Origin of the sequence: Pseudoalteromonas sp. SK18, from assembly GCF_001974855.1 — a bacterium.
In the GTDB taxonomy this organism is placed as follows: Bacteria; Pseudomonadota; Gammaproteobacteria; order Enterobacterales; family Alteromonadaceae; genus Pseudoalteromonas.
Genome location: NZ_MTQB01000008.1, coordinates 101,657 through 119,417, shown reverse-complemented (window position 1 = coordinate 119,417; position 17,761 = coordinate 101,657). Strand labels below are relative to the sequence as shown.

The following is a 17,761-nucleotide window of genomic DNA, read 5'->3' as shown; positions in this document are numbered from 1 at the left end:
TAGGATTAGTAATGCAATATAGTCAATTAGGTAGTAGTGGAGTTAGTGTTTCGAGAGTCTGTTTAGGTAGCATGACCTGGGGAGTACAAAATACCCAGCGCGATGCTGATGAGCAAATAGCCTATGCCCTTGAACGTGGTGTTAACTTTATTGATACGGCAGAAATGTACGCGGTACCGCCCACGCCCGACACCTATGGTAAAACAGAGGAAATTATAGGGGATTGGGTCGCTCGTAATCCACAAAAACGAAAAGACATTGTTATTGCAACTAAAATTGCCGGTAATGGACTTTCATGGATCCGTGATGGCGGTGATATTACTCGCCAAGCTGTTATTGACGCCGTTGATCAGTCTCTAAAGCGCTTACAAACCGACTATATTGACTTATACCAATTACATTGGCCAAACCGCCGCACCCCACATTTTGCAAGGCAATGGCCAGGTATGCTCAAGTTTACCGAGGTCGATGCAAAACAACACACCGCAGATATGCTGGATATTTTAGAGGGTTTAGATGCGTGTGTTAAAGCAGGTAAAATTAAGCATTGTGGGCTTTCTGACGATACACCATGGGGAATTAGCCAATTTTTAAATTTAGCTAAAGAGCACAACTTGCCAAAAATGGTGTCTATTCAAAATGAGTTTAGTTTAGCGCATGCGAAAGATTGGCCTTATTTAATAGAGCAATGTGTGCATGAAGATATTGCTTACTTACCTTGGTCGCCTCTGGCTGCCGGGCTATTAACGGGTAAGTACCTCAATGGAGCGCGCCCTGAAGGCTCACGTTGGACATTTATGCAGCGCAACGGTATTTTTCGAGATACACCACAATCACAACAAGCCACTAAGGAGTATGTTGAACTTGCCTATGAGCACAACATAACACCGGCACAATTAGCGCTAGCATGGTGTAATCAAGTTGATGGCGTTACCTCATCAATTATTGGTGCAACTACTATGGCGCAGTTAAAAGAAGACATTGATGCGTTTGAGCTGACCCTTAACGATGATGTGTTATCAGCGATTGATACCATATTCAGAAATAACCCAATGCCTTACTAGGGTCTGTTGGCCTTTGCATATTGAAACTTGTTCTACATAGGGCGATTTAATCACGGCGCGAGGTTTGTAACCTCGCAGGTAATCAAAAACAGCAAAGAATAATACCAATTCGCTTAATTAAGTGGACTATTTTGAGGCTGGAAAAACGTGTTGATAGCTAGGCAAAAAATTGCTATTTAGTTGTTCTAAATGAGAATTTTTAACGCAGGTAGTGACACGTTTAGCCCCGTAAAATGATTAAGTATTATTGCTTATTGGTATAACTACGCTTCAATGAAATTGATTCTTTGCTGTTCTTTATGTTTATTTTTTGGACATTCAGGTATAATAATAAACAGCCATTTAATAAAGAATTATCAGCCTTTTTTATGCATACAGCTCGTTATTTCTGCCTGCTTTTTTTAATATTCTCGAATAACAGTATTAGCCAATCTAAAAATCAGCTCACTGAAATTTTGTGGCTACAGAGCAACACTCCGCCTTTTCACTTAAACTCAGAAAGTGCTCAAACGGGTTTGTGTGACAATTTAACTGAGCAACTCATTAGCAGTATTAAGGATGTAAAACATACTCGGTTAGTTGTGCCACAAAAACGAATTAATAAATATATCAGAGAAGGCAAAAATGTCTGCTTCCCATGCGTAATTCACAAAAAAAACGCCAACCAAGTCTATACTTACTCACGCCCTACCTCCATCTACCCAGAGTTTAATATTATTACCACTAACCAAAAAGCACGAACACTTACCAAAACACATGGTAATCCTATAAATTTAATTAGCTTGCTTAGCGATGAAAACTTTACCTATGGACAAGCCGCAGCGCGACGGTTTTCGCCACACATAAATATGATTATTGAAAACGCTTTGAGCCACCATAACGTCTCTTTAAGCTTAAGTAGTGACAATGAAAGTGGCGTTGTGATCGATAGATTAAGACATGGTTTTTTAGATTACTCGCTCGACTACCCTTTTATGGCTAGTTACTTTAACCAGCAACAACACCCCATAAAAATCGTTAGCATACCTATAGCTCAAAATACGAATTCGTTAATTAAAGGCGCTATAGGCTGTTCGACTAATGCGCCCAATAATTTTGCTAATCAGGCAATTAAGAAGATTAATGCCGCATTAGAAAGTACCATACTAGAATCAGCTGAGCATCAGCTAAGCCAGCGGTATTGGTTAAGTGAACATATTGATAATTTTGATAAACAATACTATCAATACATAATTAACGTTGACTCACAGACCAATGATGCTCCAATAAGCACCGCTGACCAGAGTCAGAATAAAGAGCAACTTTAAACTCTCGACCCGCGCTCACCATTCCTACGCCAGCAGGGGTGCCGGTCATAATAATATCGCCTTCTTCTAAACCCATAAACTCACTTACTTCAGCCAGTATTTGCGCAGGTTGGTGCAACATTAGCTGGGTATCACCATGCTGAACTGCTTTACCATCAATATGCAATTCAAATATAAATAATGACATTTCTGGCGTTAACTCAATAAAATCACTAAATAATACTGAGCCATCAAATGCTTTAGCTCGCTCCCACGGCAAGCCCTTTTCTTTTAAACTGCTTTGCAAAGCTCGCTTAGTCAAATCGAGCCCAATCCCTACTCCTGCAAGCTGCTTATTTTTAATCACAAAACATAATTCAGTTTCATAATGTAACGTATCCCCGTTATGAGTAGTAAGTAAGGTATCGGTGATCGCGCTATTAGGCTTATTAAAAATCACCATTTGCTCAGGGTGTTCATTGTTTAGCTCAGCAATATGTGCACTGTAATTGCGCCCCACACAAACTATTTTTGAAGGTTGTAAACGCTGAGAAGCGAGCTTTATTTGATTCATTCTCTCACCTGTTAATTACATAACGCCTTTAATATTTTGGCATACTCTCAAATTATTAACGTAAAAGCGAATGCAGTTTTATCATATTTTTGTGACAACTACTGAGCTGAATATAATCAATCACATAGAATGGAATAAAAGTAAGGAGGGACTAATTTGGCAGGTTTTTGTACTACATGTTTAAAATTATAAGCAGGTACTCTCTGTACCTGCTTATAATAGATTATTGACTACTTACAAGTAACACTACCTTGCTCGGCAGCATTTGTTGTAATAGCTAGTTTAGCTATAGATACATGCCAATCACCTTGCGTGCTTAACTGCCAAGGCGAAAATACTTGTGCCAAGTCAACACCTTGCTCTGCAAAACAACTTAAGTTGATGTTTAATGTTTGCCATTGACCTGATTGCTCAAGGTTATCGGTAATATCAAATTTACCCTGACAGCTTTCACCACAACCCATAGCAACCCACAGCGGGCTTGATGCCGCTTTGTCTACTTTAATTTGCATTTGCAGCTGGCCATTACTCTCAACGTATGAGCGTAAGTCAGATGGGAATGCCGCGGCTAAATTAACCCCAGCCAGCGCTTGACCATTAAAACGGATAGCTCGCGCATCTTCTTGCACATCTTTGTCAAATGTTTGAATGCTCACAGCGCCTAATGACTCACGGCTACTTGCCACCGTTTTTTGTTGCTCGCCACTTTTTAATACCAACGACCATGGTGCTTTTATAGCACGTTCAAACAACACTAAGTCGTCCAATTGTTCAGTCTGTTGAGTTTGCTCTACCAAGTCATCTTTAAGTACATTGCTATCACCGTAGGTTAAGCCAAAACCATAAGGGAGTAATGGGCTGTAACCTTCATCGTTGCGGTTTTCATTGTCGATTGGGTTATTCGGCCATGAAAACGATAACTTTCCCTTAAAGTCGTGGTTAATTGAACCGTCTGCATTTTTAAACAATACATCACTAATTGCATCACCTTCACTGCCTGGAAGCCAAATAGCAACAAACGCATCACTGGCATTTAGCTCAGCATTAACCCACATTGGGCGACCGCTTATAAATAATGATACAACTGGAATTCCCGCATTTTTAAACTTTCGCAGTAAGGCTAAATCACTTTTATTACCGCGCTGGTACTCAAGGTTATCAACATCCCCATTGCCCTCTGCATAAGGTTGCTCGCCAAATACAACAATGGCTACATCTGGGCGCGTTTTATACTCTCCATCAACACTCAGTGCAACACTACCACCAGCTTGCTCGAGCGTGTTTTTAATACCTGCATAAATTGAAGTGCCGCCTGGGAAGTCATTGTTGGTATTGCCTGTACCTTGCCACGTAACACTCCAGCCACCTGACTGCATGCCGATATTATCAGCACCTATTCCTGCTACTAATACGTTTGCCTTGGGCGATAATGGTAATAACTGCTGCTTATTTTTAAGTAACACTAAAGATTCACGTACTGCTTGTTTGGCCACAGCACGGTGATCGTGACTACCAATAATTTCAGTTTTACCAGAAAGAGGACGCTTCGCAGGGCTTGGTTTATCGAATAAACCCGCGCGCATTTTAACGCGCAGGATACGCGTTACCGCATCGTTAATTCTGCTTACTGGGATCTCACCACTGTTAACTTGGCTAATTAAATTGCCAAACAATGGTTTCCACTCATCTGGTGCCATGTATACATCTAAACCTGCGTTTGCAGCTTGAGCACAGTTGCTATTTGAGCAGCCTTTAACTTGTCCATGACCATTCCAATCGCCAACAACAAAGCCATCAAAGCCCATTTTTTCTTTCAATACATCGGTTAATAAATATTTACTGCCGTGAATTTTATCGCCATGCCAACTGTTAAATGAAGCCATAACTGTTTGCGCACCGGCACTCAAACCACCTACATAGCCTTGGGCATGAAGCGCAAATAACTCTTCTTCAGAAGCGATATTATTACCTTGATCGTCGCCGTTTACAGTACCACCATCACCTAAAAAGTGCTTAACGGTACTCACTACTCGCGTGTCCGACAAAAAGTCGCCATCTACAGCGCCTTGTAACCCTTTAACAATAGAGGCAGAATACGCTTTCACAATTTCAGGGTCCTCAGAGTACCCTTCGTAAGTGCGACCCCAACGGTCATCACGCACCACAGCAACAGTAGGTGCAAATACCCAATCAATACCAGTAACCATCACTTCTCGCGCGGTAGCAGCGGCTATTTTTTCAATAAGTGCAGGATTATTTGCAGCACCTAAACCAATATTATGCGGAAATAAAGTAGCGCCAATAACATTGTTGTGTCCATGTACCGCATCGGTGCCCCACATTGTAGGAATGGTACTGCCATCTAGAGAGTCATCAATAGATGCTTGGTACATTTTTTCTGCCAAATCAACCCAATCTTCAGGCGTAGCATGCTTGTTATTGTTTGGAAACGAACCACCGCCATTTAAGTAAGAGCCAAAGCCATACTTACGCATATCTTCAACCGTGATGTTACGAATTTCAGGTTGGATCATTTGCGCTATTTTCTGCTCTAGCGTCATAGTACTGAGCATATCAGCGATTTTTTGCTCCATTTGAGCATCGCTTTTAATCCCCGTTGTAATTGTTGGCCAAATTTCTTTTTGGTTTGTTGTATCACTGACACTATCAGAGGGTTGCGAGCAACCGCTGCTGGTTATTGCTGCTAGCATCAGCGCAGTAATTGAAAAAGTGCGTTTAATAATCATAGCATTCACCTAAAACTCAAAGAGGAGTTGACGTTGTTTTTTTTGCACCAAACAGCGCGAAATAAGTAATATATAAATAGCAACCAATGGGCAAAATAAGAGCTAATTGCACACCGATGTTATCAGCTAGCATACCTTGTAATAACGGAATAATCGCACCGCCAACAATCGCTAAACATAAAATACCAGAACCCTGCGAGGTGTATTTACCAAGCCCCTGCAGTGCTAAACTAAAAATAGTAGGAAACATAATAGAGTTACATAATCCAACTAATAAAATAGCCCACATAGCCAGTGACCCTTGACCCGTCATAGCAATTAACACAAGTAAGCCTGCTAAAATACCGTGACAAGCTAATACTTTGGCTGCATTTAATTTTTGCATAATCGCGGCGCCAGCAAAGCGCCCTATCATTGCACCTGCAAAATAATAACTAATGTAATGTGCTGCTTGCTGCTCTGGTAAGCCTGCAATATGATCTAAGGTTAAAAAGCCGACTAAAAAGCTGCCTATGGCCACTTCAGCCCCTACATAAACAAAAATACCAATCGCGCCTAAAATAAGGTGGCGATATTTCCATACGCTGCCTAAATCAACAAACTCAGTGTCGCCTTGGTTTTCAGCTTCACTGTCAATCGCTTTACCTAGTTTAGGTAACTTTAAAAAGGCAAAAATAATCGCCAATGCTAATAGGCTTGCACTGAGCATTAAATAAGGAAATTTAACTTGTTCGGCTGTTGCTTGGCTAATTTCAGACAAAATCAACCAACTACCAAATAAAGGCGCAACCGTTGTGCCTAAAGAGTTAAAGGCTTGGGTCATGGTTAAGCGCGAAGAGGCTGTTTTTGCAGGCCCTAGTACACTTACATATGGGTTAGCAGAAACTTGTAAAATGGTGATCCCTGAAGCAAGAACAAACAAAGCTAATAAAAATAGCTCGTATACATGGGCTTCTGCAGCAGGGTAAAATAATGCACAACCAATTGCTGCGACAACTAAACCGACAACAATACCAAATTGATAACCTATTTTACTGACCAGTTTCCCCGCAGGGATTGACATAACAAAGTAGGCACCAAAAAAACAAAATTGCACCAACATTGCTTGGGTGTAGTTAAGGGAGAACATCCCCTTTAAATACGGAATTAAAATATCGTTCAAGCAAGTAAGAAAACCCCACATAAAAAACAAGGTCGTAAGCGATGTTAACGCAAAGGTGTGTGTGGACCCTGGTTTTTGGCTGTTTTCCGTTGCCGATAGTGGCTGTGTGATATGTGCCATAGTATAATCTCTAATTATTTATAACTATCAGATTGTTACCTCTATTTTATTGCGTTTAGTAAAACTTAAAATGCAGATAATAGTTGCAACACCAAATGTAAGCGCTTACATTTATAACATACAAATAAAATTTATCAATTTATTTACAAAATTATTGTAAGCGCTTACACGCAATGTTAGGCAATTATTTTTGCTTAGCTAATTACTTTAAGTTTATTATTACTGCAAATGTAAGGACGTATCTCATTGTGTTTAAAACCATTTCGTTGCCAGGCACGTCAGCCCTTTTAAAATCACCCTTTATTTTTGGGGTTGCCACGGCCTCCTTTCAAATAGAGGGAAGTTACGATACGCGTCTTCCTTGTATTTGGGATACTTTTTGTAACCAGCCAAATACCATTGCTGATAATAGTAACGGCAACCAAGCGTGTGAACACATAGAATATTGGCAACAAGATGTAAAAATGATTGCTGATTTAGCTGTAGACGCTTATCGACTTTCAATTTCTTGGCCGCGCGTTTTACACCAAGATGGCAGCTTGAATATTCAAGGTATGGCGTTTTACAAATCGCTACTGCAAGCTCTAAAAGCGCGCAATATTAAAACCTATGTCACTTTATATCATTGGGACTTACCACAACATTTAGAAGACAGTGGTGGCTGGCTCAACCGCGATACAGCATACCAATTTGCTCATTACACTCATATAGTCACTCAGCAACTAGAGGGCTTAGTTGATTCTTATGCGACCTTAAACGAACCTTTTTGTAGTGCTTACTTAGGCTATGAGATAGGAGTACACGCACCAGGCATAAAAAGTCAAAAAGCAGGACGCCAAGCGGCGCACCATCTTCTGCTTGCCCATGGACTCGCGATGCAGGTGATACGTAAAAATTGTCCTACGATAGAAGCCGGTATAGTGCTTAATTTTAGCCCTGCCTACCCACTCACCATAAATGATAAACGCGCTGCTGAGCTTGCCGATGATTACCATAACCAGTGGTATATTAAGGCTATATTAGAGGGCTGCTACCCTAAGATAATTAATCAGCTTACCAGTGATGTAAAACCCCATATTGGCGACGAAGATATGGCAATTATTAGTCAAAAAATCGATTTTTTAGGGGTTAATTACTATACTCGTATTCATTATAAAAATATGCCAGATCATTGGTTTAGCGAAGTTCCTCTAAAGAATGTTGCCACCACCGATATGGGCTGGGAAGTTTACCCACAGGGATTGTGTGAATTACTACTTTCATTAAATGATCGTTACACTTTACCTAAAGTATATATAACAGAGAACGGCGCAGCGATGGCCGATGTATTAATAGACGGTAAAATAGATGACATACAACGCATCGATTACTACCATAGCCACATTAATGCCGTTCATAATGCAGTTGAGCAAGGCGTGAATGTGCAAGGCTACTTTGCATGGAGCTTAATGGATAATTTTGAATGGGCCTATGGTTATGAAAAGCGCTTTGGGCTAGTCTATGTTGATTACCAAACTCAACAACGTACATTAAAACAAAGCGCAATTGCGTATCGTGATTTTCTTAAACAGCGCCAAAAATAATAACGAGTGGCTTTTATGCTGAGTAAAAAAGAAAAAATAGCTTATGGCCTAGGTGACACGGCCAGTAATATTATTTTTCAAACCGTGATGCTGTTTTTAACTTTTTTCTACACTGATATATTTGGTATTTCGCCTGCGGTTGTTGGTACCCTTTTTTTAGTAGTCAGAGTTATTGATGCAGTAACAGATCCAATAATGGGCGCCCTCACTGATGCCACTCATACTAAATACGGCAGCTACCGACCCTACCTACTTTGGCTTGCTATCCCTTTTGCTGTTATCAGCGTGATCACCTTTACTACTCCTGCGCTTGATGACGGCAACAAAATTATTTACGCGTTCGTTACCTACACCCTACTAATGTTGGTTTATACCGCAATTAATATTCCTTATTCGGCACTTGGCGGTGTATTAAGTCGAAATCCTAACGAACGCGTTTCCATTCAGTCATATCGGTTTGTATTTGGCATGCTGGGAGGTTTATTGGTTACTAGCTGTACCTTGCCTTTAGTAAAATGGTTTGGCGATGGTAATAACGAATTGGGCTATCAACTCACTATGCTGGTTATGAGCTGCCTAGGTGTGGTGTTATTTCTAATTTGTTTTCGTTACACCAAGGAGCGGGTGATCAATCCGCCGCATAAATTATCTTTAAAAACACAACTCCACGTTTTATGGCAAAATCAGCCGTTTAAAATCTTATGTATGGCTGCACTGGTATTATTGACAAGTATGGTGCTGCGCACGACATTAGCTATTTACTATGTAAAATATGTGCTTGGCAAAGAAGATTTAATCACCGAATTTGTAACCTTAGGTATGATTGGTAATATTTTAGGCTGCGCTTGCGCACAACCTTTAAGTAAACGCTTTGATAAAAAAGCGGCTTATGTTTATCTGCAATATATTTCCGCCATATTGAGCTGCCTTGCTTTTTTTGTCCCTAATGAACACGTTTTACTGGCTTTTTTAGTGTATTTTTTATGGTGTTTTTTCACTCAAATGGCAACGCCTTTATTATGGGCAAAAATGGCTGATGCTATTGATTACGGAGTCTGGCAGAATGGCCGTCGACTCACCGGTTTAGTTTACGCAAGCATCGTATTTTTTATTAAATTGGGGCTTGCATTAGGCGGAGCGATTGCCGGTTGGTTACTTGCTTATTATCAATATCAAGCCAATGTGGAATTAAGCGAGGCAACTAAAAACGGTATTTTAACCTCATTCACACTCTACCCTGCGATTGGCAGTGTACTTGTGGCTTTAATAATGAGTAAATACAGCCTAGATAATAAAACCATTAAAAAAATCACTGCCGATTTAACACAAAAAAGCAATTTGTAGCAAGGAATAGTATGGCCACCATTTATGAAGTGTCAAAGCTTGCAGGGGTGTCACTTGCCACTGTTTCAAGAGTAATGAACAACAATGCAAATGTAAGTGATGCAACCAGAAAAAAGGTTACCTTAGCCATGGAAGAGCTAGGCTACCGTCCTAATTCTATTGCGCAATCACTGGCTTCTAATTGCTCTAATAGCGCGGGCTTGTTAGTTTCAGAGCTTAAAGGTCCATTTTATGGGCCGATGATGAGCGGTATAGAGAACACCTTAAGAAACCAAGGTAAACACGTTATTATTACTGCAGGACACAGTGACGCAGAGCGAGAGCAACAAGGCATCGAATTTTTAATTAGCCGCAATTGCGACGCACTTATTTTACATGTTGAAGCTATTAGTGATGAATACTTAATAAAGTTAAGTAAAGGCAAAACTCCGTTTGTTTTGCTTAACCGCTACATTGAAGAGCTCGCCGATCGCTGTATTATTCTTGATAATACTAAAGGCGGCTATTTAGCCACTAAATACATTCTTGAGTCGGGCCATAAAGAGATTGCCTATATTAGCGGTCCACTGTGGAAAAAAGATGCTCAAGAGCGCTTAAACGGACATAAGCAAGCACTTGCTGAATACGCCATTGAATTTGATAAAAGTAATTTATTTGAAGGTGACTTTGTCGAAGAAAGTGGCTACGAAGGCTTCGCTACACTTTATAAAAATAACCCCGCATTTACCGCCTTAGTATGTGCCAATGACGAAATGGCAACCGGTGCCATGGTGAGTGCCAGAGAGCATGGTATACAACTGCCTTCGCAGCTTTCTATTATCGGCTACGATAACGTGTTTTTTACCCGTCACGTTTATCCTCCGTTGAGCACTATAAACTATCCTATCGATGAGATGGGTAAAGTGGCAGCGCAGTGGGTACTGAGCCATGTTTATCAAAAAAGCGTACACCCCATTCAAACGTTATTTGAGCCCGAGTTAATTATACGCCAATCTGTGGTTAAACCTTTAACATCAAGCTAATAGGGGAGTTAAACAAGCTGATTGAGTAATGCTAAATTTATTGGTTTCAGCAATACCTGCTCTATTTCTAGTTGCCTGATATGCACAGCGTCGGGCTCCATACCACTAATAATGACGCGTTCAATGTCAGGGTAATGCTGTTTAATAAACCCTGCTAGCTCTAAACCAGTTCCATCTGGCAAATGCATATCGAGCAATACTTTATCGTAATTACTGTTATGTTCAAGCATTGCTTTACAGTCTTTAACACTTGTTGCTATATCGGTATCTACATCCAAGCTTTCTAATAATAACTGGGTAATTTGCGCGGCATCGGCATCGTCTTCTACTAATAGAAAGCACTTTTTGTCGTTACTCGGTTTGGGTATTGGCTGAACCGGCGAAACCGGTTGTTCTTTTTGTCCAAGCCTTAATTCTAAACATTGATAGAGCAAGTGGGAATCCACAGGTTTGGCAATCATATCGTCAAACCCTAACGCATTGAGTTCGTTATGAATGCCTTTCATAGTTGCTGCGGTTAAGGCTATGATTGCGCCTTTAAATCCTAGCTTTCTAAGCTCAATAGCAGCTTCTTTTCCGCCCATTACCGGCATATGGATATCTAAAAAAATAATATCGTAGGTAGTGTGCCCGTCTGCTAGTTGTTTTTTTACTTTGTCGAGTGCTTGCTTACCATTATCAGCATAATCTACTTCAGCGCCTGCCGAACCAATTAAGTGACCAACTAGCACGCGTAAATCGCGTAAATCATCAACCACCAACACTTTGCCGCTCACTTGGCAGGGGGCTACTTTTTGCTGCATATTGGGGGTTAAATCAAGTTTTAATAAATTGCGCTCTACCTGTCTGATATCACCAGGGTATAAGGAAATGGTAAACGTTGAGCCTTCACCAACATGAGAGTCTAATGAAATATCGCCCTGCATACGACTAAGCAGTTCAGAACAAATAGCTAAACCTAAACCTGCACCACCTACTGAGCGTGACTCTACATCGGCTATCTGCTCAAAAGGCTTAAAGATGAGCGCTTGTTTTTCTGGAGCAATACCTAAGCCTGAGTCTTTAATACTAAAAAATAGCATTTCACGCTCAGCGACCATATCAGTCCATGCGTTAACCACAATTTCGCCTTGCTCGGTAAATTTAATCGCATTATTAATCAGGTTAATAAGAATTTGTCTAAGCCGAGTAGCATCGATACGAACGACTAGTGGCAAAGGCTCCAGTGATTCAAATTTTAGTGATAAACCTTTATCCAGCGCTGATACGCGCATTAACGTAAATACGTCAGCCATTAGGCTATCAAGGTTAACCTCTGACAAACTGAGTTCAAGCTTATCAACAGCAATTTTAGATAAATCCAAAACGTCATTCAGTAAGCTTAATAAATGCTTACCATTACGATAAATAACACCTAGCTCGTTTTCAGCCTGCTTGTTAAAGTCACTAAGCATCAACAACTCGGTATAGCCTAAAATAGAAGATAGCGGTGTGCGCAATTCGTGGCTTAAATGTGCTAAAAAGCGATCTTTTGAGCGGTTTTCAGCCTCCGCTTTTAAACGCTCCACTCGCTCATCTTCCACATCTCGACGTGCTAATGCATAACGAATAGAGCGGGCAAATCGGCTACCACTCATTTCACTTTTAACTAAGTAATCAACGGCTCCAGCATCAAGCGCAGCTGAATCGAGGGCATCGTTAGATTGCCCAGTAAGCATAATAATAGGCCCACAGAAACCATTTTTAAGCGCTTGTTTTAGCACACTTAAGCCATCAGAGGCCCCTAAGCGATAATCAAGCAAGCAAATATCATGTTGATTTTTACTCAACACTTCCACCGCCTGCTCAGGAGAAGTTATCCACTCTATGTCAAACACATGGGAACTGAGCTGCTCTAAATAGTCACGAGTTAAAATATAATCATCTTCATCGTCTTCAACCAATAGCAGTTTAGTTGCCTTTGCTAACATAGCCTCTCCTGTTTTAATAATATGCTTAATCGTTAAACGTGCTTGGTAGCTCTACAAACTCAACCCAGTATTTACCCAGTGTTTTCATCAACTCAACTAAGCCATCAAACGTAACAGGCTTAGTTATGTAAGACGCAGCACCTAGGTTATAGCCTTTAACCATGTCTTCTTCTTGCTTAGAGGTGGTTAAAATTACCACTGGGATGCCTTTTAAATTAGGATGCGCTTTAATAGCTTGAAGTGCTTCGCGGCCATCCATTCTCGGCATGTTTAAATCAAGTAAAATTAAGCCTGGTCTTGGCGAGATGCTTTTATCTTCAAACTTGCCTTTGCGCTCTAAGTACTCTAAAAGCTCTACACCGTCTTCAACAAAGTGTAATTCATTTAAAACGCGACTTTCTGCAAGCGCGTCTTGGGTTAACAAACGATCATCTTCATCATCATCTGCCATTAAAATGGTAATCGGTTTTACGGTTGTTAATGGCATATTATGCCTCTCCTTGTAATGTGAATAACTCTGCATCCACGGGTAATTTAATGATGAAAGTTGCCCCTTCACCTAGGGTACTTATCGCGGCAATAGAGCCACCGTGACGCTCTACAATTCGACGGCAAACAGACAAACCTATACCCGTCCCTTTGTATTGTGAGCGACCATGTAAGCGCTGAAATGGTACAAATATTTTATCCGCATACTCATCAGAGAAGCCGATACCATTATCTTTTACGGTAATGACATGCCAACTTATTTCACTGTTATGATCTTCACTAAACTCGCTCACTCGTTCAAAGTCAATATTAATAACAGGGTCTACGTTAGGCCCTCTAAACTTCACCGCATTTGAAATTAAGTTTAAAAACAGCTGATGCATTTGACTCGGATCAGCCTGAATAACGGGCATATTAGCCGTGACAATTTGTGCATTACACTCATTAATCGCTATTTCTAAATCACTTTTTATATCATTCAAAATGCTGTTTAAATCGGTATCGGTAAAATCTTTACCTCGGGTGGTTACTCGAGAAAACTCTAATAAATCATTAATTAAATTAGACATTCTTTGCGCGGCATTTTTCATGCGGGCAATGTAGTCTGTACCTTTTTCGCCTAACTCGTCTTTAAACATACTCTCAAGCCGGTCGCTAAATGCTTGAATTTTCCTTAACGGCTCTTGCAAGTCATGACTGGCAACAAAGGCAAACTCTTCTAACTCTCGGTTACTGCGACTTAACTCATCAGAATACAAGGTAAGCTCTTGGGTACGTTCAGTTACTTTACTCGCTAAGGTTTCATTTTGCATTTCCAGCTCTGCGCGATACACGGCCGCATTTTTTAAATTCAGCCTCGCCAATAAAAACATACCCAAAATCAATAATGCGCTGGTAACTGCAGTAATACCAAAAGTGATCTTTGCTTCTTTTTTAATTTGCGCTAATTTCGAAAAGTGACTGACTTTAAACAGTAGTTCGCGCTCTTGAATATCATTAACTCGCTCACGAATTTCTCTATATAAGTCGCGTCCTTCATGTGAATTAAGTATTAGTAAGGCGCGCTGCTCTTTATCATTTAATGCTAATTTAACCGTTTTTTTAAGCTCAACTATTTTAGCTTCAACCAATAGTAACAACTGTGCAATACGCTGCGCTTGGCCATCAATTTCTGAGTGTAAGTCGCTCACATGATTAGTTTGAGACTCTATTTGTGCGATGGCATCGTAATACGGCACCAAATAGTCATCGGCTTGGGTTAATAGATACCCTCGCTGTCCCGACTCGGCTTGCACTACCGAAAGGTGTAGCTGCTCTATCGCCGTGCTTAACATATTAGTGTTGTCTAAACTTTGCTGGGTACGCGATAACCCTTGAATAGTATTAATGGCTAAAAAAGCATTACCAACAATAATACACAACACTATAGAGATAAATAACGCCCATAATACATTTGCTTTGCCTTGCTGTTTGCGTTTAATCATTTATCATCCTGAATTATTTAGGGTTACTTCGACTCTGAAATAAGCTGCAAACTGTCACTGCACGCTTGGCAATTAGCAATTATTTTATCCAGTGCGGCGAGCGCTTTATCTTTTGGCATATCGTTTTCAAGTGCTAGCTTAATCAGCTCGGCATTCATCGAAATACGATTTAGCGGCGCACGCGCGTCGTGTACCAGCTCATTCAAAGGTTTTGCCTGTTGTGGTGATGCCATTAAAGTCCTCGTTTTGTTGTGATTAAATTTACATGCTGGTTATTTATACTCGCCAATACCACCATAAGCATTTAAACGGTTATATAAGGTTTTAGTGCTAATACCCAGCATTTGTGCTGCTAATGTTTTATTCCCTTGTACTTTATCGAGCGTGGCATGAATAAGTTCTTTTTCAACTTCTTCAATAGTTTGCCCTGCTGATACCTGCTTGTCCTCAGGTTGAGTATTAACCCTTGAAAAAGGCGACTCTAAGTTATCAGGTAAACTAATTGTGCTGGTTTGCGGGTCGCTCATAATAAAAGCGCGGTGAATGGCATGGCGAAGTTCACGTACGTTGCCCGGCCAGTCGTAGGTTTCAAGCTCTTTAAGCTGCTCATTAGCCCAAGCAAACGCTGTACCGTTTTCATCGTTTAACTGCCCTAAAAACGATTTAGCAAGTAACGCAATATCTTCTTTTCGATCTCGTAGTGGCGGTATATCAATAGGAAAAACAGCGAGCCTAAAGTAAATATCTTCACGTAATATATTGTTCTGCGCTAAATCGGTGAGTGAGCGGTTAGTCGCTGAAATAACACGGCAATTTACTGGTAACTCACGATTTCCACCAACTCGGGTTACTTTTTTAGTTTCGAGTACACGCAGTAAATTAGGCTGCATATCAATCGGCATTTCGGTGACTTCATCAAGAAATAACGTGCCACCGTCGGCTTGTTCAAACACGCCGTCTTTACGGGCAATGGCACCAGTAAATGCGCCTTTTTCATGGCCAAATAATTCACTGCCAATTAGTTCTTTAGAGAGTGCCCCACAGTTACTCGCCACCAGTGGACCTTCGCATTTACTAGCATTATGAATGGCTTGCGCTACCACCTCTTTACCTACCCCGCTTTCACCCATAAGCATGACATTAGCATTGGTTTTAGCTACACGTTCTATCATAGTATAAAGCTGTTGCATGGGTGCAGACTCGCCAATAAGCGTATCAAAATGATGAGTAATGGCGGCACTTTTTGCCTTTTTAACTGTTTTTTTCGGGCCGTTTAATACTAATTCTAAATCTTCACGTTGCAGCGGCTTTAATAAATGCGACACATTAGGCTCACACATGTCAGCTAAAATTCCTTTAACTGAAGGGTGCCCCGAAATAAGAGTGACTTTAGGCGATTGGCCAATCATTTTTAAATGATCTAATAAATGCAAGCCACTGCCATCTGGCAGCATAAAATCAAGCAGCACATGATCGAAAGTATTATTTTCAAACCACTGGTGCGCTTCTTTTAAACTAGTTGCTGTATTAATGTTGTGGCCAAGAAACTCAACAATATGGCAAATAACATCACTGAATTCGACGTCGTCATCGACTAAAAGTATATTTAACATGAATAATCCCTATGCTTTTTTACCATTCTACTTACCCTTTTATATAAATGAAAGATATACATAATTAGGGTACAAAGCGCGGCTATTTTATTTTTTAATCCGCTAGTTTAATTAAAAATAGCTGTATAGACGCTGAAATAGCGCTATTTTATGCGGCTTATTAAATCCCTATTAAAGAAATTAATACAACCAACTGATATAATTTATTTTTATTACAGGAGTTGTTATGCGCTTATTAAAAACCTACATTCACCCCTCAATCAATATTGAGCAAGGTCGTCAATTTTCTCGCCCAACCGCTCGCGCAATTGCATTTAAGCAACAACACATTTTACTTATGTATACTCAGCGCTACGACGACTTTAGTTTACCTGGCGGTGGGATTGACCCACATGAAAGCATAGAGCAGGGATTGATCAGAGAACTGAGTGAAGAAACTGGCGCACAAAATATAAAAATCTGCAGTGAGTTTGGGCTTTATGAGGAATACCGTCCTTGGTATAAAGATGACTTTGATATTATTCATATACAATCATACTGCTACCTCTGCCAAATTGATGAGCAACTCGGTCAAGCGCAGCTAGAACACTATGAACAACAAAATGGCATGCAGGCCAAATGGGTTGATATTTTCCAGGCAATAGCCCATAACGAACGCACACTTGCAAACAGTGACAAGCAAGGGCTATCGATTATTCGCGAAACTTACCTACTAAAAGCCATTGCGGCACAATTTTTTACCTAAATGTTTAGGGCTGCGTTTGCGGTTCGCTAAGCGTTTTTTTAACCACATAAAAGCGGTATAGTCCTAGCAAATTACTACTTAAAAACAGGCTTTCCATGAGTATTGCCACTGGTGAGCCGGCAAAAATATTATGTGTTATCCAAAAAGAGGTTCCCACCACCATACATAACCTTAAGTGCAAGTCTCGATTTTGAAATGAAGCAATGGTTTGTATTAATGTCGCCACCAATGCAAAGGCGCTAAACCAATCTTGCCAAGTAAAATAAACGGCTAAGCAGCTTACTGTCATAAACCCAAACATAGCCCAAGTATGCTTAAAGTAAATACAGTAAAAATAACGCACCGCGGCAATAAACATTAAGCAGCCGGCACTGTTATAACTCAATATAAAAAAGTGTACAGAGGTTAATAACACTGAGGTAAATAAACAGCTTAAAATAATTCGTCGGGACTTAAACTGAAATGAAGCTAAGTCGAGTAAAGTGGCAACTGCAACCAACGATTGGGCAATTATAAACATAACACTCCAAGGTATTAAGGCTTAAAAATGGGGAGTGT

At 40.4% G+C, this 17,761-nt stretch carries 15 protein-coding genes; 6 read left to right on the top strand and 9 right to left on the bottom strand.

Annotation, left to right across the window (positions count from 1 at the left end; translation table 11 throughout):
* Nucleotides 1-11: 11 nt before the first annotated feature.
* Both BW139_RS08250 and BW139_RS08245 read left to right on the top strand, forming a co-directional pair.
* A complete protein-coding gene (locus BW139_RS08250; RefSeq protein ID WP_076919330.1) occupies nucleotides 12-1,064 on the top strand; it encodes an aldo/keto reductase in 1,053 nt (350 codons plus the stop codon).
* Nucleotides 1,065-1,432: 368 nt separating this feature from the next.
* A complete protein-coding gene (locus tag BW139_RS08245) occupies nucleotides 1,433-2,371 on the top strand; it encodes an ABC transporter substrate-binding protein (protein WP_076919355.1) in 939 nt (312 codons plus the stop codon).
* Here BW139_RS08245 and BW139_RS08240 read toward each other — a convergent pair.
* From BW139_RS08240 to BW139_RS08230, 3 genes are all read right to left on the bottom strand, one after another.
* A complete protein-coding gene (locus BW139_RS08240; RefSeq protein WP_076919329.1) occupies nucleotides 2,298-2,924 on the bottom strand; it encodes a fumarylacetoacetate hydrolase family protein in 627 nt (208 codons plus the stop codon). The genes BW139_RS08245 and BW139_RS08240 overlap by 74 nt on opposite strands.
* Before the next feature lie 230 nt (nucleotides 2,925-3,154).
* Entirely contained in the window at nucleotides 3,155-5,671 is a 2,517-nt protein-coding gene (locus BW139_RS08235; RefSeq protein WP_076919328.1) for an exo 1,3/1,4-beta-D-glucan glucohydrolase, read from the bottom strand.
* A gap of 16 nt (nucleotides 5,672-5,687) precedes the next feature.
* The gene (locus BW139_RS08230) at nucleotides 5,688-6,953 is read right to left on the bottom strand and encodes a sugar MFS transporter (RefSeq protein ID WP_008111979.1); all 1,266 of its coding nucleotides are present in this window, start codon (nucleotides 6,951-6,953) and stop codon (nucleotides 5,688-5,690) included.
* 248 nt (nucleotides 6,954-7,201) lie between these two features.
* On the opposite strand from BW139_RS08230, the gene BW139_RS08225 reads away from it, so the two are divergent.
* From BW139_RS08225 to BW139_RS08215, 3 genes are read left to right on the top strand one after another with little or no spacing between them, the layout of a single operon-like run.
* Entirely contained in the window at nucleotides 7,202-8,536 is a 1,335-nt protein-coding gene (locus BW139_RS08225) for a GH1 family beta-glucosidase (RefSeq protein WP_076919354.1), read from the top strand.
* A 15-nt stretch (nucleotides 8,537-8,551) separates the two neighbouring features.
* Nucleotides 8,552-9,880, top strand: coding sequence for a glycoside-pentoside-hexuronide (GPH):cation symporter (locus BW139_RS08220; protein ID WP_008111977.1), 1,329 nt, complete (start codon nucleotides 8,552-8,554; stop codon nucleotides 9,878-9,880).
* Between the two features lie 11 nt (nucleotides 9,881-9,891).
* Nucleotides 9,892-10,902: a LacI family DNA-binding transcriptional regulator gene (locus tag BW139_RS08215; protein WP_076919327.1), complete on the top strand. Its 1,011-nt coding sequence runs from the start codon at nucleotides 9,892-9,894 to the stop codon at nucleotides 10,900-10,902.
* 8 nt (nucleotides 10,903-10,910) lie between these two features.
* On the opposite strand, the gene BW139_RS08210 is transcribed toward BW139_RS08215, so the two are convergent.
* Genes BW139_RS08210 through BW139_RS08190 form a run of 5 tightly spaced genes read right to left on the bottom strand, consistent with a single transcriptional unit; the run spans nucleotide 10,911 to nucleotide 16,458 of the window.
* Nucleotides 10,911-12,872 carry a response regulator gene (locus BW139_RS08210; RefSeq protein ID WP_076919326.1) on the bottom strand — a complete coding sequence of 654 codons (1,962 nt, stop codon included), beginning with the start codon at nucleotides 12,870-12,872 and terminating at the stop codon, nucleotides 10,911-10,913.
* Nucleotides 12,873-12,897: 25 nt separating this feature from the next.
* Nucleotides 12,898-13,359, bottom strand: coding sequence for a response regulator (locus tag BW139_RS08205; RefSeq protein ID WP_008111973.1), 462 nt, complete (start codon nucleotides 13,357-13,359; stop codon nucleotides 12,898-12,900).
* A gap of 1 nt (nucleotide 13,360) precedes the next feature.
* A complete protein-coding gene (locus tag BW139_RS08200; protein WP_076919325.1) occupies nucleotides 13,361-14,845 on the bottom strand; it encodes an ATP-binding protein in 1,485 nt (494 codons plus the stop codon).
* A 23-nt stretch (nucleotides 14,846-14,868) separates the two neighbouring features.
* Nucleotides 14,869-15,078: a histidine kinase gene (locus tag BW139_RS08195; protein ID WP_076919324.1), complete on the bottom strand. Its 210-nt coding sequence runs from the start codon at nucleotides 15,076-15,078 to the stop codon at nucleotides 14,869-14,871.
* Nucleotides 15,079-15,117: 39 nt separating this feature from the next.
* On the bottom strand, nucleotides 15,118-16,458 hold the full coding sequence (locus tag BW139_RS08190; protein ID WP_008111967.1) for a sigma-54 dependent transcriptional regulator: 1,341 nt from the start codon (nucleotides 16,456-16,458) through the stop codon (nucleotides 15,118-15,120).
* 226 nt (nucleotides 16,459-16,684) lie between these two features.
* Here BW139_RS08190 and BW139_RS08185 point away from each other — a divergent pair, with 226 nt between their 5' ends.
* On the top strand, nucleotides 16,685-17,203 hold the full coding sequence (locus tag BW139_RS08185) for an NUDIX hydrolase (RefSeq protein ID WP_008111964.1): 519 nt from the start codon (nucleotides 16,685-16,687) through the stop codon (nucleotides 17,201-17,203).
* A gap of 4 nt (nucleotides 17,204-17,207) precedes the next feature.
* On the opposite strand, the gene BW139_RS08180 is transcribed toward BW139_RS08185, so the two are convergent.
* Nucleotides 17,208-17,723, bottom strand: a complete 516-nt coding sequence (locus tag BW139_RS08180; RefSeq protein WP_076919323.1) for a YgjV family protein — start codon at nucleotides 17,721-17,723, stop codon at nucleotides 17,208-17,210.
* Nucleotides 17,724-17,761: the final 38 nt, after the last annotated feature.